Genomic DNA, 24,036 nt, shown 5'->3' with positions numbered 1-24,036 from the left:
CCGACAACCGGGGTGGTGGGGTCGGCAGGACCGGAGGAGGGCCATGAGAGGAAAGGTCAGAGGTCGGCAGGCGGTGCTGGCATGGTTCCAGCTCGCCGAACAGACCCTGGAGTCCCGCCGCGGACAGCTGGACCGGCTCAACGTCTTCCCAGTGCCGGACTCGGACACCGGCGCGAACATGCTTGCGGCCATGCGGACGTGTCGCGCCGCGGTGGAGGCATCCCGGGAAGATGACCTGGGGGCGCTGCTGGCGACGGCAGGATCGACGGCGATGGTCGAGGCCCACGGCAATTCCGGGACCCTGCTGGCGGTCCTGCTCTCCGGCATCGCGGAGCCGCTGCACGGGCATGAGCGGCTCACCGTGCCGCGCCTGGCCGACGCCCTGGAACGAGGGAGCCTGCGGGCCTGGACCGCTCTGTCCGAACCGGTGGCAGGCACCATGCTCTCCGTGATCGATGCCGTCTCCGAGCGGGTCCGAGCCGGTCTCGCCGGTGCTGCGGAGCTGGAGAGCCGCGCCGCCCTGGAGGGGAGCCTCCGTGAGGCGATCGCGGCCGGCAGGACCGCCGTGGCCGCCACCGTCGACGAACTGGACGTGCTGCGCCGGGCGGGCGTCGTCGACGCCGGAGGCACCGGACTGCTGCTCATCCTGGACGCCCTGCGCGCGACCGTGTGCGGCGAGGAGCTCGACGACGACCTGCTCGACGGTCTTCCGGGCCTGCCCGGTGCACCCGCTGCGGGCGGCGCGCGAACTCCCGAGGGCGACCTCCACGGACGGAGCGTCGGCCCTGCCGCGCCGGCGAGGGAAGCACCAGGTCCTCCGCTGGTGGAGATCATGGCCACGGTCCGGCTCGACCCGCTGGGGGCGGCCTCTCTGCGCCACCGTCTGGACGAGCTGGGGGACTCGGTGATCATCACCCCGGTGGACGTCGAAGCGGATGCCGCCGGCGCGTACCGATGGCGCATCCACGTCCACACCGCACGGCGCGGACCGACCTCCGAGGCCATCCGATCGGCCGGCTCCGTCGAGGCCCTGACCCTCACGGAGCTCGGCGCATGACGGCTCACGGATCCGTCCAGGGCCCGGAGACCCCGCTGGATCGACTGCTGGGCGACGCCTCGGCGCGGACCCTGGAGCGGGAGCTGGGCCTGCACACCGCCGAGGACCTGCTCAACCACATCCCGCGTCGGTGGGTCGAGCACGGGCAGCTCTCCTCTCTGGCGGAGCTCCGCGAGGACGAACACGTCACGTTCGTCGCGCGGGTGGTGAGCGCTCGAAGCGTCGCATGCAGCGGCGTCGCGGGTTCCTCGTGGAGGTCGTGGTGGAGGACGACGACGGCGTCCGGCTCCAGATGGCGTTCTTCCAGGGGCATCAGGCCTTCCGTGACCTGACCTCGGGCGCCCGGGCGATGTTCCACGGGAAGGTGGGCAGCTACGGCGGGCGCCTCACGCTGAACAATCCCGACTACTCGGTGCTCCCCGAGGACGGGGACGTCGGACCGGGAGCTGACTCCCGTGGTCCGGCGGGCGTTCCGCTGCCCGGCGAGGGGCAGTCGACGCCGGTGCCTCTGTATCCGGCCACGGCGAAGGTCTCCAGTTGGGAGATCTACCGGTGTGTTCGCCTCGTCTTGGACATGGTGGATCTCGACGCCTGGCCGGATCCGGTCCCCACGGAGGTGTCCGAGAGTGAGGGCCTGCGCGGACTGGCGACGGCGTATCTGCTGATCCATCGGCCCGCTCGTCTGGAGGACCCCGCCGAAGGGCTGAAGCGACTTCGCTTCCAGGAAGCGTTCCTGCTGCAGGCTCTGCTCGCCAGGCGCAGAGTGCTCGCCGGCTCCGGGGTCGGGCGTCCCGCCCCACGCCGGGAGGACGGCCTGCTCGGCGTGTTCGACGACGCCCTGCCGTTCACCCTCACCGAGGGCCAGCGCCGCTGCGGGGAGCTGATCGCCGAGGACCTCTCCGGTGCGGCGCCGATGAACAGGCTCCTGCAGGGCGAGGTCGGCTCAGGAAAGACGTTGGTGGCGCTGCGAGCCATGCTGCAGGTGGTCGACGCCGGCGCCCAGGCGGCACTGGTGGCGCCCACCGAGGTGCTGGCGGCCCAGCACGAAAGGTCCTTGCGGGGCATGCTCGGAGCTTTGGCGGGCACGGATCTGCTCTCGGCCTGGGACGCCCCTGACGACGCGCCGGCGGTCACCGTGACCCTGCTGACGGGGTCGATGAGCACGGCGGAGCGGAAACAGGCGCTGTTGGACATCGCCTCCGGCAGGGCCGGCATCGTGGTGGGGACCCATGCTCTGCTGGGGGAGAAGGTGCAGTTCGCGGACCTCGGCCTCGTCGTCGTCGACGAGCAGCACCGGTTCGGCGTGGAGCAGCGGGACGCCCTGCGGCACCGGTACCCGGTGACCCCCCATATGCTCGTGATGTCGGCGACCCCCATTCCCCGCTCGGTGGCGATGACGGTCTTCGGCGATCTGGAGCTGACGATGCTGGCCGGCCTGCCGGCCGGCCGCCAGCCGATCCGCACCCATGTGGCGCGGATGACCCAGGGACCCCGGATCATCGGCAGAGTCTGGGAGCGGATCGCCGAGGAGGTGGCCGCCGGACATCAGGCCTACGTGGTCTGTCCCAAGATCTCCGAGTCGGACCAGCGTGAGGACCCGGCCACCGGTGTCCAGATCGAACAGGACGCCTCCGTCGAGCTGCTGGCGGACCGGCTGGCGGAGCATCCGCTGATCGGCCGGCTGCGACTGGCGAGCCTGCATGGCCGGATGGACTCCTCCGAGAAGGAGGAGGTGATGACGGCCTTCGAACGCGGCGAGATCGACGTGCTGCTCTCCACCACGGTCATCGAGGTCGGGGTCGACGTCCCCAACGCCACGGTGATGGCGGTGCTCGACGCCGACGCCTTCGGCATCTCCACCCTCCACCAGCTGCGGGGCCGGATCGGACGAGGCTCCGCCCAGGGGCTGTGCCTGCTGGTCACCCGGCTGCCGGACGGCCACCCGTCTCTGGAGCGTCTGGAGGAGGTGGCCGCGCACAGCGACGGCATGCAGCTGGCCCGGCTGGATCTGCAGCGCCGTCGGGAGGGCGATGTGCTCGGGGCCTCGCAGGCGGGACGGAGCTCCACGCTGAAGCTGCTGCGCATCGTGCGCGACGAGGGGATCATCAGCTCGGCCGCCGACCATGTCCAGGCGCTCACCGCGAACGACCCTGGATGGGAGGGCCATCCGCAGCTGCGGGAGGCGATCGACTCCTGGATCGCGCGCAGCGACGGCGCCGACGCCTATATCGAACGCGGCTGAGGCGCCGGAGACGACGCCGGAGACGACGCCGGAGACGACAGGGAACCGGAGACCCACCGAGAAGGAGGACCGCCGTGGCGCGGATCATCGCGGGCACGCATAAGGGACGTCGTCTGACGGCCGTTCCGGGGGAGGGGACGCGTCCCACCAGCGACCGGGTCAAGGAATCGCTGTTCTCCCGGCTGGAGGGCTATGACGCGATCGGCGACGCCGTCGTGGTGGACCTGTTCGCCGGCTCCGGGGCACTGGGACTGGAGGCGCTGAGTCGTGGTGCCCGTCGCGCGGAGCTGGTGGATCGGGCCGAGCCGGCGCTGCGGACCCTGCGACGCAACGCGGCCCTGTTCGACGCCGGGGCGGTCACCGTCCAGAAGTCCGAGGCGCTGCGCCATCTTCGCCGCCGGGAGGGCGAACCGATCGAGCTGCTGTTCCTGGATCCGCCCTATGCCTTCACCGAGCAGCAGCTCGCCGAGGTGCTCGCCGCCGCGGTGCCGCAGCTGCATCCGGCGGCCACCGTGGTGGTGGAGCGGGAGTCCCGCAGTCCGGAGCCGCAGTGGCCCGCTGGACTGGAACGGTTCCAAGATCGTGCGTACGGCACCACGCGGCTATGGTTCGCGGAGCCGGCCTGAGCGTGCGCCTCTCCGCCAGATGATCTCAGCGGCGGCTTCGCCCGTCAGGGGCTTCGGCGTCGGTCAGAGGCCGAGCCATTGCCGCAGTTCGTCTCCGGTGAGGACGTCCCCCGGATGGGGGCCGGCCGCCCATACGGCTTCGGCGGCCCGGGTGGGCACCGGCTCCCCGAGGGCGGCGACCACCAGGTTCCCCGCCGTCGCGCCGGCGAGCACGTCGGCCGGGGCGGTGACCAGCAGCCGGGAGGGGTCCGCGCCTGCGGCTGCGTGGAGGATCCGCCGGATCAGGGGCCGGGCGAAGTGCAGCCCCGGGTCGTCGCCGAGGTTCATCACCAGCACCCCGTCATCGTCCACGGTGCGAGCCACGTGGGCGCAGAACGTCGCCGAGGTGAGCTGGTCCGGAGCGTGGGCGCCGTTGAAGAGATCGACGACGACGGCGTCGTGACGCTCGCCCTCGAGCTCCCCGCCGTCGGCCAGGGCCGCCGCGGCGTCGGCGACCACGGTGCGGGGGCGGGTGCGCATGGGCAGATGCTCGAGCACGAAGTCCATCAGCTCGGGCTCGAAGTCCAGCACGGTCTGCTCAGGGGGCGCAGCCGGCGCTGCCCGGCGCGGTGCTCCACCCATCGAGGCAGGGTCAGGGCGCCGGCGCCGAGATGCAGCACGGACCAGGGCCGCTCCGCCGACCACCCCGCCAGCGCGTCCAGGACGGCGGCGATGCGCAGCGTGTAGTCGTGGAGCAGCCACCCTGGGTCGTCGGTCTCCACATGGGACTGCTCCACGCCGTCGATGGTGAGCATGACCCCGGCCTCGGTGAGCTCGTCCTGGCGGAGCTCTGCCACGGTCCCGGAGGCGGAGAGACGGATGCGTCGGGGGAGGCGGGCGCGGTCCACAGGAATCACTCCAGGGCCGCGGGGAGGTGGGTGCGCAGGCGGCGCACCGCCTCCTCGAGGGTCGCAGGGTCCTTGCAGAAGGCGAACCGGACCAGATGTTGGAGCTCGTCGTCGAGGGAAGCGCGATGCTGGATGGTCAGCGCGGAGACGGGGATCGCGGCGACGCCGGCCCGGCGGACCAGAAGATCGCAGAACGCCGGTCCGGGAAGGTCGGTGATCTCGCGGATGTCGGCGACCACGAAGTATCCGGCCTCAGCGCGGGTGCCGGCGCAGTCCCACGTCGGCGAGGCCGGCGCGCAGCGGGTCGCGGCCCGCGGCGAGCTCGGCGACGTTCGCGGCGAAGAATCCGTGATCGTCCCGCAGCCCCTGGGCGACCGCCCACTGGTAGGCGGGACCGGAGGAGAAGCTCAGGAACTGCTTGACGCCGCGCACCTGATTCAGCAGCCGCGCGGACCCGGTGACCCAGCCGACCTTCCAGCCGGTCACGGAGAAGGACTTCCCGGCCGATCCCACCGCCACGGCGACCTCGTCGGCGCCCGGCACGGCCAGGATGGTCTGGTGCTGGTGGGCGGCGTCCTCGAAGACGAGATGCTCATAGACCTCGTCGCACATGATGCGCAGGCCGTGCCTGCGCGCGATGTCCACGATGCGCCGCAGCTCCTCCGCACTGAAGACGGTGCCGGTGGGATTGTGCGGGGTGTTCAGCAGGATCAGCGACGTCCGCTCGGTGACGGCCGCTTCGAGCGCTTCGACGTCGGGCCTGAAGTCCGGCCCCCGCAGCGGCACCCCGATGAGCTCGGCCCCGGCGAGCGCCGCGCAGGCTCCGTAGGAGTCGTAGTGGGGCTCGAACGTGAGGACTTCGGATCCGGGCTCGGCGAACCGCAGGATCGCCGCGGTGATGCCCTCCGTGGCGCCCGTGGTGATCATGACCTGGTCGACGGGGTCCAGCTCCACGCCGTAGCGGGCCCGGTGCGCATCGGCCACGGCGGCCCCAAGCACCGGCAGCCCCGTGCCGGGGGCGTACTGGTTGGTCGGTCCGACGTCGGGGTCCGTGATGGCTTCGGCCGCGGCGTCGGTGAGCCACCGGGGTCCGTCCCGGTCGGGGAAGCCCTGGCCGAGGTTCACGGCCCCGTGGTGCAGCGCCGCCGCAGTGGTGCGTTCGTAGACGGTGGGCAGGACGCGCCCGGAGGCGAAGTCATAGGTGTTCGCGCCGATGGACGCCTTGACCCACAGGGGGCGGTGGTCCAGGGGCGCCCGGGACGCCGTCGCGCCTCCGGCCTCGGCGGCGGACTCGCCACCGGTCGCGGAGCTGGGGTCAGGGCGGGAGAGCATGCCTCCCATCGTAGACACTTCCTGCTCGACACTTCCTGCTCGGGTCTTCCCGTTCGACATCCGGCAGACACATCGTCGTCGGCTCCCACTCGGCGGTGATCACCTGCAGTAGGTCCTGTACATGCAGTCTGCTGTGTGCCCCGGATCATTCGACCCCCTGCACAACGGGCATGTCGAGATCATAGCCCGTGCCTCGAACCTCTTCGACGAGGTCATCGTCGCTGTGTCCCCGAACATGCACAAGGCCCCGATGTTCTCGGTGGAGGAGCGCATGGAGATGGCGCAGGAGACCTTCTCGTATGTGCGCGGCGTGACGGTCAAGCCGCTCGGGGAGGGGCTGCTGACGGAGTTCTGCCGTGCCCACGGAGCCAATGCGGTGGTCAAGGGGCTCCGCGACGCGAAGGACCTGGCCTATGAGACGCCCATGGCCACGATGAATCGCCATCTCTCCGGCCTGGAGACGGTCTACCTCCCGGCGGACGGCCGGTACACGCATCTGTCCTCGACGCTGATCAAAGAGGTGCACCGCCTCGGAGGGGACGTCTCGGAGCATGTGCCGCGCGCTGTGCAGCGGCGGCTCGCCGACCGGCGTCATGAGAGCTGACCGGGAGCGGGGCGACGTCGGCGTCGTGTTAGATTCCCGGATACCAGTGTCGTCCAGTCCAGAGAGAGGTCGAGGAGCACCATGAAGCCGATCACCAAGGCCGTCATCCCCGCGGCGGGTCTGGGGACCCGTTTCCTTCCGGCGACGAAGGCGATGCCCAAGGAGATGCTGCCGGTGGTCGATGAGCCCGCCATCCAGTATGTGGTGGCCGAAGCCTCCGCGGCGGGTCTGGACGACATCCTGATGATCACCGGGCGGAACAAGCGCTCGCTGGAGGACCATTTCGACCGGGTCCCGGCGTTGGAGGCGACATTGGAGGCCAAGGGTGACGAGGAGAAGCTCGCCGCCGTCCGGGAGGCCACCGAGCTGGGGGACATCCATTATCTGCGACAGGGCGATCCCAAGGGCCTCGGGCATGCGGTCCTGTGTGCCCGCCAGCACGTCGGCGAGGAGCCTTTCGCCGTCCTGCTGGGCGATGACCTGATCGACTCGCGTGATGAGCTCCTGACCACGATGCTGCAGACGCAGCGTGACCTGGGAGGGTCCGTGATCGCGGTGATGGAGGTCCCGCTCGAGGACATCAGCGCCTACGGTGTGGTCGACACCGGTGGGCGGGGGACGGGGCAGGCCGAGAACGGCGACACCGTGGTGCCGGTGACGCGGCTGGTGGAGAAGCCGCCGGCCGAGGAGGCGCCGTCGAACCTGGCGATCATCGGCCGCTACGTGCTGCACCCGGCGATCTTCGACCAGCTCGAGCAGACCCCTCCGGGGCGGGGCGACGAGATCCAGCTGACCGACGCCCTGGAGGCGATGGCGCAGCGGCCCGTCGAGGAGGGCGGCGGCGTCCACGCCGTCGTGTTCCGCGGACGTCGTTATGACACCGGGGACAAGCTCAGCTACATCAAGGCCGTGGTGACCCTCGCCGTGGACCGGGAGGACCTCGGCCAGGACCTGCGGGGCTGGCTCAAGGAGTTCGTGACCCAGCTGTGAGCGTCAGGGCCGTCGCCGAGCCGCCCAGGTGCTGACGGGTCGCGACACGCCTGGAAGGGCGCCATCCCAGGATTCGTCAGCGGCGCATCGTGTGGGATAGACTGGCACGTCGGTCCACAGGATCGAAGTGTTCGTCGTCCTCAGGGAGTGTCCACCGTGGTTGCACCGCGCGGAAGCCACCTGGTGATCGATGTGAAGGAGCTCCGGGACAGGCCCGGCACCCAGCAGCATCTCACCAGGACCGTCGGCGTGCCCGCGGAGTTCTCCACAGTGCTGGTGGGATTCCGCCAGGGCGAAGACCTCGAACTGGACCTGCGGCTGGAGTCGGTGCATGAAGGTGTGCTGATGACCGGCACCGCCTCGGCACAGGTGGCCGGCCAATGCGGACGCTGCCTCGATGAGCTGGGCTACCCGCTCACCGTGGACGTCATGCAGCTGTTCACCTTTCCGGAGCGCGCCGCTCAGGCGTCCGGAGAGGCTGAGGACGAGGACGAACGCCTCATCGGCGACGACCTCACGATCGACCTGGAGCCGGTGCTGCGGGACCTGATGGTCTCGGCGCTGCCGTTCCAGCCGGTCTGCCGCGAGGAATGCCCCGGGCTGTGCTCCCAGTGCGGTTTCCGCATGGAGGACGACCCCGAGCATTTCCACGAGCAGATCGACCCCCGCTGGGCGGCCCTGGCCAACCTGCGGAACGGGCTGGACGAGCCCGAAGACTGACCGAGACTCCATCGGGGAGGGGCGAGCGTCCCTCCTGCTGACCTGACCGACACCGAGAGAGAAGAGAGACACCGTGGCTGTTCCGAAGCGGAAGAAGTCCCGTGCCAACACCCGTCACCGTCGTTCGCAGTGGAAGGCCCAGGCACCGACGCTGGTCAAGACGGTCGAGAACGGTCGTGTCGTCTACAGCCAGCCGCACCAGGCCAAGCTCGTGACCGACTCGGCCGGCACCCCGCTGTTCTACGAGTACAAGGGTCGCAAGGTCGCCGACGCGTGACCTCGGCGGCTCCTTCCGACGGTCCCGTCGGAGCGGACGACCATGAATCACTGGTGAAGAGTCTCGGGGTGCACATCGCCCCCGAGACTCTTCGCTGTGCCCTGACGCACCGGTCCTACGCCTACGAGAACGACGGGATCCCCACGAACGAGCGCCTCGAGTTCCTGGGCGACTCGGTGCTGGGCTATGCCGTCACCGACTATCTGTTCCGGACGTATCCGGACCTCTCCGAAGGTGACCTGGCCAAGCTGCGCTCTGCGCTGGTGAGCACCCGGGCGCTGGCGCGCATCGCCCGAGGCCACGACGTCGGCCCGCACATCAGTCTCGGAACCGGCGAGCTGCGGACCGGGGGACAGGACAAGGACTCCATCCTCGCGGACACCATGGAGGCGCTCATCGGAGCCGCCTACCTCTCGACCTCCTTCGAGACCGCGCGGCGCCTCGTGCTGCGACTGGTGGTGCCGCTGCTCTCCGACGCCCAGGCCATGAGCGCCGGCAAGGACTGGAAGACCACCATCCAGGAGATCTCGGCGCAGCGTGACTTGGGCGAGGTCCGCTACGTGATCGAGGATTCCGGCCCCGACCATGACAAGACGTTCACAGCCACGCTGACCATCGGCGGCGAGTCGTACGCCTCCGGCACCGGCAAGTCCAAGAAGGAGGCCGAGCGGGAGGCCGCCCGCCTGACCGCTTCGACGCTGTCCACCGGCTCCGACGGCGACGACGTGCTGCGCGCCGTCCTGGACCGCTGACCCTTCGGACCCGAACGCCATGCCGGAGCTTCCTGAGGTCGAGGTCGTCCGACGCGGGATCGCCGACTGGGCGACTGGCCGGGTGATCACCGCCGTCGACGTCCACGACGAGCGCAGCCTCCGACGGCACGAGCCGCGGATCCCCGCAGGACCGGAGTCCGCAGTCGCCACACCGCCTCCCCTCGGAGAGGATTTCCGTACCCGGCTCGTGGGGCGGTTGCTGGAGACTCCGCAGCGGCGCGGCAAGTACCTGTGGATCCCGCTCGGGCCGTCGCCGGCCGACGAGGGTCCCTCGACGTCGCAGGACGCCGCCTCCACGGCCACCGCCCGCCCTGCCGTCCCTGTGGCGGAGGAACAGCCCTCCGCGCTGCTGGTGCATCTGGGGATGAGCGGCCAGGTCCTGGTCGAGGACCGCGACGCTCCCGTGGAGAAGCACCTGAAGATCTCGTTGGACCTCAGCCCCCGTGCCGGGGCTCCCGAGCAGCTGCGCTTCGTGGACCAGCGGATCTTCGGCGGTATGCAGGTCAGCCCTCTCGTGCCGGCCGACCACTCGACCGGAGCCGTCCCTGCTCCGGTGGTCCACATCGCTCCGGACCCGTTCGAGGACCTGGTGTCCTCGGAGGGGCCGGCGGCGGAGGGGACCGCGGCAGAGAGGCTGTTCCGGGCACTTCGACGCCGGCGTTCCGGGCTCAAGCGCTCGCTGCTGGACCAGACGCTGATCTCCGGGATCGGCAACATCTACGCGGACGAGGCGCTCTGGAGAGCGCGGCTGCATTTCGCCCGGCGCACCGAGACCATCACCCGGGCTGAAGCTGGCCGTGTCCTGGCCGCCGCCCGCGAGGTCATGGAGGAGGCGCTGGCCGCCGGAGGGACGAGCTTCGATGCGCTCTACGTCAACGTCAACGGTGCCTCGGGATACTTCGACCGGTCCCTGGCGGCCTACGGTCAGGAGGGCCGGCCCTGTCCCCGATGCGCTGGAACGCCCCGCGAGGCCGTGATCCGGCGCACAGCCTTCATGGGGCGATCCTCCTACTGGTGCCCCACATGCCAGCCCAGACCTCGGCGCGGACGCTGGTGACTCTCCTGCGGTCCGCTAGCATGGCTGGGATGGTCGCGGGGCGGCAGGTCGTTCCGCGGCTCTGCGGCGTGCGCACCGGCTCGCCGATCGTCCGATCGTTCCGTTCCGAGGGGAGGCCCCGTGGCCGACCATGACTCCGCCGCAGGGCGGCAGCCTCACCGGCCCCGCCGGGCCAAGCGGCTCAGCGAGACCGCTGCGTCGGCCGCCTCCGCATCCGAGGCTGCGCCGACCCGCCCGTCGGCCGACGCCTCGGACGAGAAGCGGACGCGACGACGCCGGCGCCGCCGGATCGCCGGCTGGTCGTTGGTCGCCGTGACCGCAGTGGTCGTCGTGGCGGTGGTCGCCGCCGGGCTCTATCTGCGTCAGCTGCAGACCGACTTCGACGAGAACCGCAACGTGCTGCAGATGGACCTGGAGGACGAGACCGCCGACCGCACCAACGACGGCGTGATCAACATGCTGCTGCTGGGTTCCGACAGCCGTGGCGAGGGCCTCGACCTGGCGGAGGTCAAGGGGGAGGACGGGGAACGCTCGGACACCATGATGTTCGTCCACATCCCGGCCGACCGCTCCGGGGTCTACGTCATGTCGATCGTCCGGGATCTCTGGGTGGACGTCCCCGGGCATGGAGAGGGCCGCATCAACTCGGCCCTCGACGCCGGGGGCTACGAGCTGGTGATCGACACCGTCGAGGAGCTGCTCGACACCCATATCGACCACATCGGGATCATCGACTTCGACGGCTTCGAGGAGCTGACCACCGCGCTGGAGGGTGTCTACGTGGACAACCCGGTCGCGTTCTCCGCGGGCCAGCTCAACCCCTCCTTCTACCCGGAGGGCACCATCCGTCTCGAAGGGTCGGACGCGCTGCGCTATGTGCGTGAGCGCAAGTCGTTCCTCGAGGGCGACTTCATGCGCGTGCAGAACCAGCAGCGTGTGGTCCAGGCGATCGTCGACCGCTTCCTGAGCGCGGACACCCTGACCAGCCCGCAGCGGATCTCCGACGCCGTCAACAGCATCGTCCCGTACCTCTGGATGGACGAAGGACTGGACTCCGGCACCGCGGTGGACTACGCGATCCAGCTGCGGGACCTGCGGTCCCAGGACATCCACATGTTCACCATCCCCACCGGCGAGCCGACCGTGACCTCCGGCGGAGCGCAGGTCCTGCTCAAGGATGAGGAGGCCCTCGAGCTGCTGAGCCGCTCACTGCGCCAGGAGAACATGGACGGCTTCTTGGAGTACCTGGATTCCCAGGAGGAGCAGGACGCGCCCGAGGACCTCACGGTGGACCCGATGCAGGACCAGGAGCCGGGGCAGGGTGAGCTCACCGAAGAGGAGTCGGCGGAGGGCCTCGCCGAGGATGGGGCGGAGGTCACTCAGCCGTGAGGCGCCTGCAGCTGCTCACCCATTCCTATTGGCCCGAATCCACGCCGCCGCAGCGACGCTGGCAGCGACTCACCGCGTCCTTGGTGGAGGAGGGGTGGGACGTCGACGTCGTCACCCCCTCTCCGGACCCGCGGCTCACCCCGGATCGCGGCCCGGCAGGGGAGCCGCCCCGGTCGGCCGCGTCCGGCCGGCCGGGGAGCGGGTCCTGCGGCTCCCACGCGTCCTGCTGCCGAACTCGCGGATGGGGAGGTTCGCCTCCGACGCCGTCGCCTCATTGCTGATGGCACCGCGGGCCCTGATGGCGCGCCGCCCCGACGTCGTCGTGGCCACGGTGCCCGCCCTGCCGGTGATCTGTGCGGGCTGGGCGGCGGCACGCCTGCGGGGAGTGCCGCTGGTGGTGGACATGCGGGATGCGTGGCCGGAGCTGGCCCGCGAGGCCGGTGTCCGCGCCGGGCCTGCCGGACGACTGATGGAGACTGTGGTCACCGGGGTGCAGCGCGACGCGGACCTGGTGGTCACGGTGACGCAGGGCTTCGCCCGACGCCTGGCAGAGCGGGGCGTGGAGCGGGTGGCCACGGTCAGCAACGGTGTGGATCTCGACGGCGTCCCGTCCCTGGAGCACCGCGAGCGGGAGCCCGGCAGCCTGCGGGTCGCCTACCTGGGCAATCATGGAGAGAGCCAGGCCCTGGAGTCCGTGATCGACGCCGTTCGCGCGGTGCACGCCGCCGGAGAGGTCACGGTGACGCTGCGCCTCATCGGCTCCGGGACTCAGAAGCCGCGGCTGCAGGAGCGGGCCGGCGACTGCCCGGCCATCGAATTCCATGATCCCTGCCACGGCGAGGCCGTGTGGGAGCACTGCCGCTGGGCGGACACGCTGCTGGTGAGCCTGCGCACCGACTGGGCCTCCTTCGCCTGGACGGTGCCTTCGAAGACCTTCGAGCTGCTCGGTCTCGGCAAGCACATCACCGCCGCGGTGACCGGGGAGGCCGCCGAGATCCTGCGGCAGGCAGACAACGTCACGGTGCTCGATGACGCTGTGGACGATGACGCTGTGCTCGACGGCGCCGACGCCGACGCCGGCTCCTGCCCTCGGACCGCTGATCGCGCCGACCGGCTGGCGGCGACCTTCACGGACCTGGCCCGGGACCCGGCCTCCACCCCGATCTCCCGGAGCGGGCGTCGCTGGGTGGCCCAGCACGCGGATCTGCCCGGCCTCGGTCGCCGCTACGCCGGACTGCTCTCCGACCTCGTCGGAGACACCGCCGAGACGGTCGACCCGCGAGCTCGCAGCGCGCGCGGCCCGATCGACTGGGACCGGCTGTGGATCTCTGTGTGCACCTATCGGCGCAACGATCTGCTGGCCGAGCTCCTGACGTCCCTGCAGGCCCAGCGGGCACCGCAGAGGCCGCATCTGCTGGTGGTGGACAACGATCCGGACGGCGGCTCCGAGGAGACGGTCCGGCGCCTCTGGCCCGAGGCCAGGTGGGTGCACCAGCCACGTCCCGGGATCGCGGCGGCGCGCAATGCGGCTCTCGACGCGCTGCCGGACGATGCGGATGCCGTCGTGTTCCTCGACGACGACGAGCGGGCCCATCCGGACTGGCTCGCGGCGCTGGTGCGCACCGCAGATCGGTCAGGAGCGGACACGGTCTCCGGTCCGGTGCGCTCCGTGCTGCCGGCAGGTGCTCCCGCAGAGGCTGCCGGTGAGGGCTTCATCCGCCGCATCGATTTCCCCACCGGACCGTGGAGGTATCGACCCGCCACCAACAATGTGCTGGTCCGTGCGGACTGGTTCACCGGTGAGCCGGCGTTCCGGTTCGACGAGGACTTCAACTTCAGCGGCGGGGAGGACTCCGAGCTCTTCGGTCGCATTCAGGCCGCCGGCGCCACCAGCTGGTGGTGCGCCGAGGCCGTCGTGGAGGAGGACGTTCCTCCGGAGCGCGCCACCCGCGAGTGGATGCGCGCGCGCGGAGTGCGCGCCGGACATGTCCGGGCGAAGAAGGCCGTCAAGGCCGGGAAGTCGGCCGCCCGGATCACCGGCGAGGCCGTGGCCCGCATCGGGCTGGGCGCCGGCCGCGTGGCGCTGAGGCGTCTGCGGGGTCAGTCTGTGACCTATCAGGACAGCCTGTGGCTGCGCGAGGGAGTCGGGATGGTCCAGGCCGTCACCGGGCGCGCCCGCGAGGAGTACGCTCGCTGAGCTCCTCGGCCGTGTCCTGCGGAGCGACGGCGTGTGTCGCTGGGCGCTGGGGGGACGGATCCTGCGCTGCGGTGTCCTGTGTCTCCGTGTCCTGTGTCGCGGAGTTCCGGGCCGCGGGGTCCTGTGGCACGGACTCCCGCGCGGCCGGGCTCTGCAGGGCTCGGTCCACGGCATCTTCGGCGGCCATCACCGACTCCCACGGTCCGTCGGCGGCCTCGAGCCTGCGCTGGTCCTCCCGAAGGTCGGCCATCATGGCGAGCTGCGCCGTCGGCTCCGGCTTGATCGTGCGCCGGTAGACCGCGCCTAGGGCACGCCCGGGCGGGGAGCCTTTGAAGGAGCCGACCTTCGCGGAGGCCTCCGCGCGCAGACGGTCCCGGGCCGCGCCGAGCGCCGGGCGCAGCGCCGCCGGGGCTGGGAGACGCCCCCGGAGGACCTGCTGCGGGTTGGCCAGCCCGAAGAAGCGCAGCGCCTTGGGGGAGCGCCACCGGTGGGACCAGGGATCGGGGACGTACTCCATGATGATCTGGCGGAGGATCTCTTCGGCCTCGCGGCGATGCACCGGGGCGACACGCGTCAGCTTCCACAGGTACCAGGTGACCAGGAAGTGCTCGAACCGGGTCTCCAGGTAGTCCTGCATGAGGCCGGTCTCGCGCAGCCAAGCCGCGCGCGCGGCCTCCAGGATCTGATACTTCCGGAAATACTTGGGAGTCACCACATTGACGATCGAAGTGTCCACGGCGCCGTAGTACACGTAGACCGGGTCCGGCGCCGCCACGTAGGCCTTGGTGTGGTGCAGCATCTGCTGGAAGAAGAAGGTGTCCTGGCCGGTGGCGCCCACCGGCTGGGTGAGGCCCAGACTCTTGAGCCAGTACGTCCGGGCCACCAGTCCTTCGATGCTGGCGGGCCGGAACTTCACCGCCCGCAGGGACCCCGCCTCGGGGCGGCGAAGACCGTCGACCTCGGGGATGCCGGCGTTGAGCCACCGGTGCACGTCCAGCACGGTGCGTCGGTGGGTCCAGGTGATCTGGGTGCCGAGGGCGAAGTCGGCCTCCTCGGCCTCGTGGAGGCGCTCCATGAGGTGGATGTAGCCGTCTTCGTGCTGCTCGTCGTCGGGATCCAGGTAGGTCACGAACGGCGTGAACGTCAGCTCCAGCCCGGTGTTGCGGGGCCGGGAGGCGGAGCCGGATCCGCCGGGAGCGTGATGGAACGCGGAGACGTTCGGGTAGGTGCGGGCCAGTTCGTCGACCACCGCCGCGGTGGTGCCGTCGGTGGACCCGTCGTCGATGAGCAGCACATGCATCTGCTCGAAGGAGGCCGATCGCCGCAGCGAGGCGAAGGCCTTGTGCCGCAGATGGTGTCCGTTGTTGTAGATGGGCACGATGACCGCCAGCTGCAGGGCATGGTCCTCGGCCGTGCTGCGGAACATCCGCCGGGCCGCCGCCAGACTGTCACCCTCGGGCGTCCGCTCCTTGAGCGCCGGCTCCTCGTCCGAGGCTGAGACCTCCAGGGAGTGGAGTCGATCTGCCTGGCGCCTGTCCGTCCGGGGCTGGACGGTCGACTGCGGATGGACCCGATGCTGAAGGTGGTCGAGCGCGTAGGCACGTTCGTCCTGCAGGGCGGAGGCCAGCTGCTGGGGCCCGGTCAGAGCTCGGCGGGACAGCGATCCCTCCGCGATGCGGTCCGCGGGGCGATGCACGGCTGCGAGTTCGAGCGCGCCGGCCTGCCCACCCAGCAGGTCGAAGCGGTGGTGGCGGTGGGCGAGAGGATCGGTGGAGGCGGCATCGCCGTCGAGCTTGACGGTCAGGCCCGCAGACTGGAATCTCAGCGCGGCGGTGTGGTCGGCCACGTACTCGGGGTCGTAGCGTCGGGCGGGGGAGACCGGCAGCAGGATCTCGGCCTCGGCGGCCCGCTGCGGGAGCTCCTCCCAGCTGACCACGTCGACCGCGCCGCGGCTCTGAGTCGCGAAGTCCGTGCGCAGCTGCTCGGTGGGGGCTTCGGCCACCGCGAGCACCCGTTCACCGGGCAGCTCCACAGTGAGGCCGACGATGCGGGCCAGCCGCGCCAGCAGGTCAGCGCCGTGGTTCTCGAGGAACACCTGGCGGACGCCGTCCCCCTGCGCCCGGCGGAGGGTCTCCAGGTCCAGATCCCGCAGCGAGGCCGCCACCTCCGTCGCGGAGTTCGCGATGCGCACCTGCGGATGGTAGGAGTTCAGACCCTGATTGTAGGTCGAGAGGACCAGGGTGCTCGCCGCCTGGAGCTCGAGCGCCCGGTTGGCGAACATGGTCTGGCTGGCCAGCACGGAGTTCAGATTGATCGCGACGTCGGTGACCCTCTGCAGATCCATGAGCCGGCGATGGTCGATCGCGGGCACGCGGTAGGGCCAGTACTCATAGGGGAGGAGCTGGTTGGGGGTCGGCACCTCGACGTCGTGATAGCGGTCCACCACGGCCAGCGGACGACCGGCCTGGAGCACGCCGTCGAAGATCCAGCGCGCGTAGGCGGCCCGCTCCGGGTACTTCCGGCCCATCCAGGAGCCGGCGAACAGGACCGGGCGGCGGGCCGAGGACCAGTTCGGTTCCCCCGCGGCGGGCCGGGATCCGAGGGGGGAGTGCAGCAGCGGGTTGACCGCGAAGGGCATCACCTCGATGCTGCGCGCCCCGGGGCAGTCGTGCTGGTAGGACTCGACCATCTCGGCGGCCGTGGTGAGGATGTGCTCACAGGCGCGGGCGACGTCGAGGAACTGCCGGTAGTCCGGCGGATCCTCCTTGCCGTAGTAGACCGTGGGCACACCGGCTCGGCGGTAGGCCGGGATGAGGGTCTCGGTGAGCAGCCGGCGCCGTCTGCGCGCCTGCGCACCCGTCACGTCCCAGGAGCTGCCGTCATGGCCGCGCCAGGTGGCCGCCACCAGGAGCACGTCCACGTCATGCAGGTGACGCCGCCACGTGGTGGGAGTCAGCGGGATGAGCTCGGCGATCCCTGAGAAGGTGTCGAACAGGAACCGGTCACAGATGATGCCGATCCTCAGTCGGAGCCGCGGCCGGGTGGCGCCCTCCTCCGGCGAGGGCAGGGCGGCGGCCGCCTCGAGAGCCTCCTCGATGGCGCGGCGAGCCGTGGCGCGGGACTGGGCCGACTCGGTGATCGGCGTGTCGGCAGGGTCCTGCTCGGCGGCACGGGCACGCATGGCCGAGGCCCGGCGGCCATGGGCCTGGGCCAGCGGGGCCCAGATCTCAGGGCGACGGGTGCGCGCCAAGGCGGCGGCGGCGTCGTCATGCGCGGAGGCGGCGGTGATCAGGCTCGCCGAGGTGGAATCCTCGGGAGGCTGCTCCGTCGGATGCTGCTCCTCGGGGCGGGGAAGCTCTGAACTCATCACTGTCGAGGGTATCCCGACACGCGCCGGGATCGGTGGCGGCGCGTCGGTTTTGGCCTCAGCGGAGCGCATTGCTAAGCTGGGTGATCGTTGCGACGACGGTCGCGAACGGGGATGTAGCTTAATGGTAAAGCTTCGGTCTTCCAAACCGACGACGCGGGTTCGATTCCCGTCATCCCCTCCAACTCTGCTCTGAGGTTCCCTCGAGTTCCCCTCTCGGTCTCCAACGAGGAGCGTGCATGCGAGTCCCCGGTCGTCGAACGTCGCGGGAGCAGGATTCGCCGCCGAAGGTCTTCCTCGTCGTCCAGCCGACCGTCTCGCACTACCGGGAACCGCTGCTGCGCCGTCTGCTTGCCAGCACCCGCCTCGATGTCGACCTCGTGGGACGGTACCGCAACTCCGAGGGCACGGCGGCCGACCGTATCCAGTCCGCCTCGGAGGAGCTGCTGGCTCAGGTCACCCCGCTACGCTTCCTCTCCTGGGGCGAGCTGTGGTGGGAACGCGGCCAGGTGCGGGACGTGCTCTCCGGCCGCCACGACGTCTACGTCCTGGCGGGACGGATCTATACGCTCTCGGCCTGGGCCGCGATGCTCGCCGGCAAGCTCACCGGGCGGACGGTGCTGCTGTGGGGGCACGGCTGGAAGCGTCCCGAAGCCGGGCTGAAACGTCGGCTGCGTCTGGCCTTCTACGCGCTGTGCGACGGTCTGCTGGTCTACGGCGACCGGGCCCGCGAGCTGGGCGTCTCCTACGGGGTCCCCGCGGAGAAGATCGCCGTGGTCTACAACAGCATCTACGCGGAGGACCAGATCGCCGCTGCACCTGCTGACGCCGACCCGCACGCCGCCGACCAGCAGGACGCCGACCCGCAGGACGCCGTCGGCGCGCCCGAGGCGCCGCGCCGACCCACTCTGATCTACAGCTCCCGACTCACCACCCGGCACCGTCTGGACACGCTGGCCGAGGCCCTGGAGCTCATGCCCGCCGCGGCGCGTCCTCGTGTCCTGGTGGTCGGAGACGGCGTCGAGCGTCCCCGCCTGGAGCGACGATTCGTCGAGGCCGGCGTCGACGCGGAGTTCCTGGGTGCGGTCTACGACCTGCCCACGTTGCGTCAGCTCTACGCACGCGCCGACGCCGCGGTGTCCATCGGCGGCGCGGGCCTCAACGTCACCCAGGCGCTCAGCTGGGTGTGCCCGTGGTGGCGGAGGACGGCAACCCGGACTCGTCTCCGGAGATCGAAGCGGTCATCGACGGCGAGACCGGACGGCTCTACCGCAGCGGAGATCCGGAGTCGCTGCGGCAGGTCCTGCAGGAGCTCGTCGATGACCCAGCCGGTCTGCGGCGCATGGGTGCCCGAGGACTCGAGATTATCCGGGACCGGTACACCGCGGAGCGACACGCGGAGGCGATGGAGGCGGCGATCCTGGCCTTCCTGGACGCCCGCCGGGCGCCCAGGAAGGCCGGCAGCCGCTGAGCGGCCCCGGCAGGCGGGATCAGCGTGCGGCGTGCGGGCCCCAGAGGCCTCCAGCATCGCGTCGAACTCGGCTGCGACCTCAGCGGCGGCGTCGTCCTCACGCCAGGTGAGCCGGGAGATGACCCAGGCGGCCAGCGTGGCCAGCACGAAGCCGGGGACGATCTCGTAGAGGAACCCGGACAGCGCGTCGACGTTGCCCCAGATGCCCACGGTGACCGCCCCGGTGATCATCGCGGCCAGCGCACCGGCCATGGTCAGGCGGCGCCAGTACAGGCTCAGCAGGATGACCGGCCCGAAGGCGGCGCCGAAGCCCGCCCAGGCGAAGCCGACCAGATCCAGGATCGTGGAGTCGGTGTCCAGGGCCAGCAGCGTGGCGACGATCGCGACCGACAGGACCGCGCCGCGGCCCAGCATCAGCTGCTGGCCTCTGCTGGTGGTGCGGCCGAACGACAGGTAGATGTCCTCCACCAGGGCGGAGGAGCAGACCACCAGTTGGGATGAGATCGTGGACATCACGGCCGCCAGCACCGCGGCGAGCAGCAGCGCGGCGACGAACGGATGGAACAGCGCCTGCGAGAGCAGCAGGAAGACCTGCTCCTCCCGGCCGTCCTGGGTCAGGTCCACGCCTTCACCGTGGAAGTAGGCGATGCCCACCAGTCCGGTGAAGATGGCCCCCGCGCCGGCCAGGGCCATCCAGCCGATGCCGATGCGGCGGGCCGCCGGAGCGTCGGCGGCCGAGCGCATGGCCATGAAGCGGACGATGATGTGCGGCTGGCCGAAGTACCCCAGACCCCAGGCGGCCGCGGAGATGATGCCCAGGACGGAGGCGCCCGCCAGGAAGCTCATCCGATCCACCTCGGCGCCGGCCGCGGTGGCCTGCACGGCGTCCGCCGCCGACACCCCGGAGCCCACGTTCGCCGACGCCACCGAGGACCACCACGGCGAACAGCGGCACCAGCAGCAGGCCCAGGAACATCATCGTCCCCTGGACCACATCCGTCAGTGAGGCGCCGAGGAAGCCGCCCACCAGTGTGTAGACCACCGTGACGCCGGCGACGATGAGCATGCCCTGCAGGTAGTCCAGCCCGAAGGCCACGGTGAAGAACTGTCCGCCGGCGACCAGACCGGAGGACACGTAGAAGATGAAGAACGCCAGGATGATGAGCCCGGCGATGATCCGCAGCGCGTGGTTGCCGGTGCGGAAGCGGGCCTCCAGGAAGCTGGGGATGGTGATGGAGTTGCTGGCGACCTCCGTGTAGGCGCGCAGGCGCGGTGCCACGAACTTCCAGTTCAGCCAGGCACCGATGGTGAGCCCGATGGCGATCCACGCCTCGACGAGCCCGCGGGCATAGATGGCGCCGGGAAGCCCCATCATGAGCCAGCCGGACATGTCGGAGGCACCGGCGGACAGGGCGGCCGTGGAGGGCCGGAGGTTCCGCCCGGCGAGCATGTAGTCGGTGAGGTCCGTGGTGCGGCGGTACGCGTAGTACCCGATGGCGACCATGCACGCGAAGTACAGGATCACCGCCACCAGCTGGACTGTGGTGTTCGCGGTCTCGATCATAGGGGCGAGTATCGCACCCGGTGACCTGTCTCACCGAACAGCGCCGCGCGGGCGGAGCCGCGGCGGCGATCAGTCCCGCGGCGTGAGGATGATGTTCGTCATCCGGGCAGTGGACAGCCGCCGACCCTGCTCATCCCGCATGACGATCTCATGCGAGGTCAGCGTGCGTCCCAGGGTGATGGGAGTGCACGTCCCGGTCACCACGCCGTCGGTGACGCCCGGTGGTGGGTGGCGCCCAGCTCGGTGCCCACCACCGCGTTCGGCAGGCCCAGGGTGAGCCGCACATGCAGGATCGCCGCCAGAGACCCCAGCGTCTCGGCGAGGACCATGTGAGCCCCACCGTGGAAGAGCCCCATGTTCTGCTCGTTGCCGGCCACCGGCAGCGTGGCGACCACCCTCTCCGGGGTCATCTCCTCGAAGTGCAGCCCCATCTTCCGACCCAGCGGGGCGACCCCGTGGGGTCCCATCAGACCGTGCAGGTGCTCCGGGACTCCGGCGGCCTGCAGGAGGGCGGTCCGCTCGGCCTCATCGGGCAGGCGGCTGGGCACGGGGGCCATGTGTGTCTCGGCGCTGCCGGCAGGCGCGGCGCCGGCGGTGAAATCTCCACTCATGCCCACTAGAGTTGCACTGTGAGCCCGAAGAGTGAAGCCAGCCCCCAGCCGTCCTCAGCCGCCGCCGCCGACGCCGGGGGTGAGAAGCTCCTCGTCATCGACGGTCATTCCATGGCCTTCCGGGCCTTCTACGCCCTGCCGCCGGAGAGCTTCATCACCGACTCCGGGCAGTACACCAACGCCGTCCACGGCTTCACCAACATGCTGCTCAAGCTCATCCGCGAGGAGCAGCCCACGCATGTCGCCCTGGCCTTCGACCTGGACACCCCGACGTTCCGGCACGAGTCCTATGACGAATACAAGGGCGGGCGGGACAAGACCCCGGAAGAGTTCCGTGGCCAGATCGCGCTCATCAAGCAGGTCGCCGCCGCGATGAACATCCCCGCGGTCACCGTGGAGGGCTACGAGGCCGATGACATCGTCGCCACCTACACGACCCTGGCGGAGGCGGCCGGCTGGGAGACGCTCATCGTCTCCGGCGACCGCGACGCCCTGCAGCTCGTCACCGACCGCACCACCCTGATGTACCCCACCTCCGGCCTGTCCAAGGTCACGCTGCTCGACCCCGCCGGTGTGGAGGCCAAGTACCTGGTCCCTCCGGAGAAGTATCCCGACCTCGCGGCGCTGGTGGGCGAGACGGCCGACAACCTCCCGGGCGTGCCGAAGGTCGGCCCCAAGACCGCCGCCAAGTGGCTGGCCCAGTACGGCTCGACCCGCGAGATCATCACCCAGGCCGACCAGATCGGCGGCAAGGTCGGCGAGAACCTCCGCGCCGCCGTCGCCGACGTCGAACGCAACCTCGAGCTGAACCGGCTCGTCTGCGACCTGGACCTGCCCGTGGCCCTCGAGGACACCGCGCTGACGCTTCCCGACCGTGAGGCGATCGAGCCCCTGTTCGACGCCCTGCAGTTCAACCAGATCCGCGAGAGGCTCTTCGAGACCTTCGCCCAGCGGTTCCCGGACGCGGAGGTCGCCGCCGAACCGACGGAGGCGCTGCCCGCACTGCGCCTGATCACCGACGCCGAGGAGCTGACCGGTGCCCTGGAGGCATCCCAGGGCCCGATCGCGGTCGCCCTGTGCCTGGACCGCAGCGGCGAGAGCCTGTCCACCAAGGCCAAGCGGGACGAGGCTGCCCGCGTGGCGGAGGCTCTCGCCGTCGTCCTCGTCCCCGAGGGGGCCGAGGAGGCGCTCGCGGTCTCTCTGGCCGAGGCGGACGCCGCACTGGAGGGTGCGCTGGCGGACTGGCTCGCCGATGCCGAGCGGCCCAAGCTGATGCATGACCTCAAGGACGCCGGCCGTCGGCTGGCCCGCAGGGGTCTGCGGCTGGCGGGGGCCGTGGAGGACACGCTCATCTCCGGGTACCTGATCCAGCCGGACCGTCGGAGCTTCGCCTTCGCGGATCTCGTGACCCAGTACCTCGGCACCTCCACCGAGCCGAAGGACTTCATCGGCGGCGCTGAGGACGACGGCGGAGCTCCCGACCTGTTCTCCGCGCAGGACGTCGTGCCCGGCGTGAACCGCAGCGACTTTGACACGGCCGCCCTGCACGGGATGCTCCTGCACCGACTCAGCGCGGTGCTGCGGGAGCAGGTCGCCGGACGGGAGGCGACCACGCTGCTGCAGGACCTGGAGATCCCGCTGGCGGAGGTGCTGCTGCAGATGGAGCTCACCGGCATCGCTGTGAGCCGGGACCGCCTCGAGACGCTCGACACCGACTTCGCCGCCTCCATCGGCGCCTCCGCGGAGCCGCCTACGCCGTGGTGGGGCATGAGGTGAATCTGGGCTCGCCCAAGCAGCTGCAGACTGTGCTGTTCGAGGAGCTGGGCCTGCCGACCACGCGCAAGACCAAGACCGGCTACTCCACCGATGTCGAGTCCCTGCAGGACCTGCTGGTCAAGACTGAGAACGAGTTCCTCGTCCACCTGATGGCCCACCGGGACGCCACCAAGCTGCGGCAGACGGTCACCGGGCTGCAGGGCTCCATCGACGACGACGGGCGCATCCGCACCACCTATGCTCAGACGGTCGCGGCCACCGGGCGGCTGTCCTCCCTGCATCCGAATCTGCAGAACATCCCGGTGCGCACCGCCGCCGGTCGGCGCATCCGGGACGCCTTCGTCGTGGGCGAGGGGTACGAGGCCCTGATGACGGCCGACTACTCGCAGATCGAGATGCGCATCATGGCTCACCTCTCCGGGGATCAGGCGCTCATCGACGCCTTCCGCGCCGGCGAGGACCTGCACAGCTTCGTGGGCGCGCGGGTCTTCGGCGTCGGCACCGAGGAGGTCACCGCGGAGATGCGCTCCAAGGTGAAGGCGATGAGCTACGGCCTGGTCTACGGCCTCTCCAGCTTCGGTCTGTCGAAGCAGCTCGGCATCGGAGTGGATGAGGCGCGGGATCTGATGAACGAGTACTTCCAGCGCTTCGGGGCGGTGCGCGACTATCTGCGTGAAGTGGTCGAGCAGGCCCGCGCGGACGGCTACACCTCGACGCTCTACGGACGCCGCCGGTACCTGCCTGACCTGACCAGCGACAATCGGCAGCTGCGCCAGATGGCCGAGCGCGCGGCGCTCAACGCCCCCATCCAGGGATCCGCCGCGGACATCATCAAGCGCGCCATGCTCGATGTGGACGCCGCCCTGCGCGCGGAAGGTCTTGCCTCCCGGATGCTGCTGCAGGTCCATGACGAACTCGTCCTCGAGATCGCCCCGGGGGAGCGGGAGGCTGTCGAGCGGCTGGTGGTGGAGCGCATGGGAGCCGCCGCGGAGCTCTCCGTGCCATTGGACGTCAACGTCGGGGTCGGCTCCTCGTGGCACGAGGCGGCGCACTGACGCCTGGCCACGACGTTCCCGGGGCATGCCGCTAGGCTGGG

At 70.5% G+C, this 24,036-nt stretch carries 15 protein-coding genes, 1 tRNA gene and 5 pseudogenes; 14 read left to right on the top strand and 7 right to left on the bottom strand.

All coding sequences use genetic code 11. The features are described from left to right. The first annotated feature begins 43 nt into the window (after positions 1-43). The 3 genes and pseudogenes from BCY76_RS06780 (at position 44) to rsmD (ending at position 3,925) form a co-directional block, all read left to right on the top strand. Positions 44-1,057: a DAK2 domain-containing protein gene (locus BCY76_RS06780; RefSeq protein ID WP_070161032.1), complete on the top strand. Its 1,014-nt coding sequence runs from the start codon at positions 44-46 to the stop codon at positions 1,055-1,057. Beyond that, positions 1,054-3,299 (top strand): annotated as a pseudogene (locus BCY76_RS06775) (ATP-dependent DNA helicase RecG). The gene BCY76_RS06780 and the pseudogene BCY76_RS06775 overlap by 4 nt, the downstream one beginning before the upstream one ends. Before the next feature lie 74 nt (positions 3,300-3,373). Further along, positions 3,374-3,925 carry a 16S rRNA (guanine(966)-N(2))-methyltransferase RsmD gene (gene rsmD / locus BCY76_RS06770; protein ID WP_070161034.1) on the top strand — a complete coding sequence of 184 codons (552 nt, stop codon included), beginning with the start codon at positions 3,374-3,376 and terminating at the stop codon, positions 3,923-3,925. 63 nt (positions 3,926-3,988) lie between these two features. On the opposite strand, the gene BCY76_RS06765 is transcribed toward rsmD, so the two are convergent. Genes BCY76_RS06765 through BCY76_RS06755 form a run of 4 tightly spaced genes read right to left on the bottom strand, consistent with a single transcriptional unit; the run spans position 3,989 to position 6,144 of the window. Further along, complete coding sequence (locus BCY76_RS06765; RefSeq protein ID WP_085437405.1) at positions 3,989-4,495, bottom strand: hypothetical protein; 507 nt, start codon at positions 4,493-4,495, stop codon at positions 3,989-3,991. Next, a complete protein-coding gene (locus tag BCY76_RS06760; RefSeq protein ID WP_085437404.1) occupies positions 4,471-4,812 on the bottom strand; it encodes a hypothetical protein in 342 nt (113 codons plus the stop codon). The genes BCY76_RS06765 and BCY76_RS06760 overlap by 25 nt, the downstream gene beginning before the upstream one ends. A gap of 5 nt (positions 4,813-4,817) precedes the next feature. After that, a complete protein-coding gene (locus BCY76_RS19060) occupies positions 4,818-5,051 on the bottom strand; it encodes a hypothetical protein (RefSeq protein ID WP_139827664.1) in 234 nt (77 codons plus the stop codon). 13 nt (positions 5,052-5,064) lie between these two features. Further along, positions 5,065-6,144: an aminotransferase class I/II-fold pyridoxal phosphate-dependent enzyme gene (locus BCY76_RS06755; RefSeq protein WP_170922618.1), complete on the bottom strand. Its 1,080-nt coding sequence runs from the start codon at positions 6,142-6,144 to the stop codon at positions 5,065-5,067. Between the two features lie 121 nt (positions 6,145-6,265). Here BCY76_RS06755 and coaD point away from each other — a divergent pair, with 121 nt between their 5' ends. The 8 genes from coaD to BCY76_RS19055 all read left to right on the top strand — a co-directional run bounded on the left by coaD (position 6,266) and on the right by BCY76_RS19055 (position 14,151). Beyond that, positions 6,266-6,748 carry a pantetheine-phosphate adenylyltransferase gene (gene coaD, locus BCY76_RS06750; RefSeq protein WP_070161039.1) on the top strand — a complete coding sequence of 161 codons (483 nt, stop codon included), beginning with the start codon at positions 6,266-6,268 and terminating at the stop codon, positions 6,746-6,748. Between the two features lie 81 nt (positions 6,749-6,829). After that, positions 6,830-7,738, top strand: coding sequence for a UTP--glucose-1-phosphate uridylyltransferase GalU (gene galU, locus BCY76_RS06745; protein WP_085437403.1), 909 nt, complete (start codon positions 6,830-6,832; stop codon positions 7,736-7,738). A 156-nt stretch (positions 7,739-7,894) separates the two neighbouring features. Beyond that, positions 7,895-8,458, top strand: a complete 564-nt coding sequence (locus BCY76_RS06740; protein WP_237090014.1) for a YceD family protein — start codon at positions 7,895-7,897, stop codon at positions 8,456-8,458. A gap of 73 nt (positions 8,459-8,531) precedes the next feature. Next, positions 8,532-8,735, top strand: a complete 204-nt coding sequence (rpmF, locus tag BCY76_RS06735) for a 50S ribosomal protein L32 (protein WP_070161041.1) — start codon at positions 8,532-8,534, stop codon at positions 8,733-8,735. 53 nt (positions 8,736-8,788) lie between these two features. After that, positions 8,789-9,487 carry a ribonuclease III gene (rnc, locus tag BCY76_RS06730; protein ID WP_237090013.1) on the top strand — a complete coding sequence of 233 codons (699 nt, stop codon included), beginning with the start codon at positions 8,789-8,791 and terminating at the stop codon, positions 9,485-9,487. 19 nt (positions 9,488-9,506) lie between these two features. Then, positions 9,507-10,565 (top strand): bifunctional DNA-formamidopyrimidine glycosylase/DNA-(apurinic or apyrimidinic site) lyase, encoded by a 1,059-nt coding sequence (gene mutM / locus BCY76_RS06725; protein WP_070161043.1) that lies wholly within the window; start codon positions 9,507-9,509, stop codon positions 10,563-10,565. A 120-nt stretch (positions 10,566-10,685) separates the two neighbouring features. Beyond that, positions 10,686-11,954, top strand: a complete 1,269-nt coding sequence (locus tag BCY76_RS06720) for an LCP family protein (RefSeq protein WP_085437401.1) — start codon at positions 10,686-10,688, stop codon at positions 11,952-11,954. After that, positions 11,929-14,151: a glycosyltransferase gene (locus BCY76_RS19055; protein WP_237090016.1), complete on the top strand. Its 2,223-nt coding sequence runs from the start codon at positions 11,929-11,931 to the stop codon at positions 14,149-14,151. The genes BCY76_RS06720 and BCY76_RS19055 overlap by 26 nt, the downstream gene beginning before the upstream one ends. Here the strand turns inward: BCY76_RS19055 and BCY76_RS06710 are convergent. After that, the gene (locus BCY76_RS06710; RefSeq protein ID WP_085437399.1) at positions 14,117-17,518 is read right to left on the bottom strand and encodes a glycosyltransferase family 2 protein; all 3,402 of its coding nucleotides are present in this window, start codon (positions 17,516-17,518) and stop codon (positions 14,117-14,119) included. The two genes, BCY76_RS19055 and BCY76_RS06710, sit on opposite strands and share 35 nt — an antisense overlap. Before the next feature lie 110 nt (positions 17,519-17,628). On the opposite strand from BCY76_RS06710, the gene BCY76_RS06705 reads away from it, so the two are divergent. Both BCY76_RS06705 and BCY76_RS20670 read left to right on the top strand, forming a co-directional pair. Next, positions 17,629-17,702 (top strand) — tRNA-Gly (locus BCY76_RS06705). A gap of 55 nt (positions 17,703-17,757) precedes the next feature. Next, positions 17,758-18,648, top strand: a pseudogene (locus BCY76_RS20670) (glycosyltransferase); the annotation flags it as partial. 368 nt (positions 18,649-19,016) lie between these two features. Here the strand turns inward: BCY76_RS20670 and putP are convergent. Next, positions 19,017-20,553 (bottom strand): annotated as a pseudogene (gene putP / locus BCY76_RS06695) (sodium/proline symporter PutP); the annotation flags it as partial. A gap of 69 nt (positions 20,554-20,622) precedes the next feature. Beyond that, positions 20,623-21,110 (bottom strand): annotated as a pseudogene (locus tag BCY76_RS06690) (hotdog fold thioesterase). A 165-nt stretch (positions 21,111-21,275) separates the two neighbouring features. Here BCY76_RS06690 and polA point away from each other — a divergent pair. Next, positions 21,276-23,995: pseudogene (polA, locus tag BCY76_RS06685) on the top strand (DNA polymerase I). The last annotated feature ends 41 nt before the right edge of the window (positions 23,996-24,036 follow it).

The sequence above is a fragment of the Nesterenkonia sp. PF2B19 genome (assembly GCF_001758425.2).
Classification (GTDB): domain Bacteria; phylum Actinomycetota; class Actinomycetes; order Actinomycetales; family Micrococcaceae; genus Nesterenkonia; species Nesterenkonia aethiopica.
This window is presented reverse-complemented; position numbering and strand designations above follow the sequence as displayed.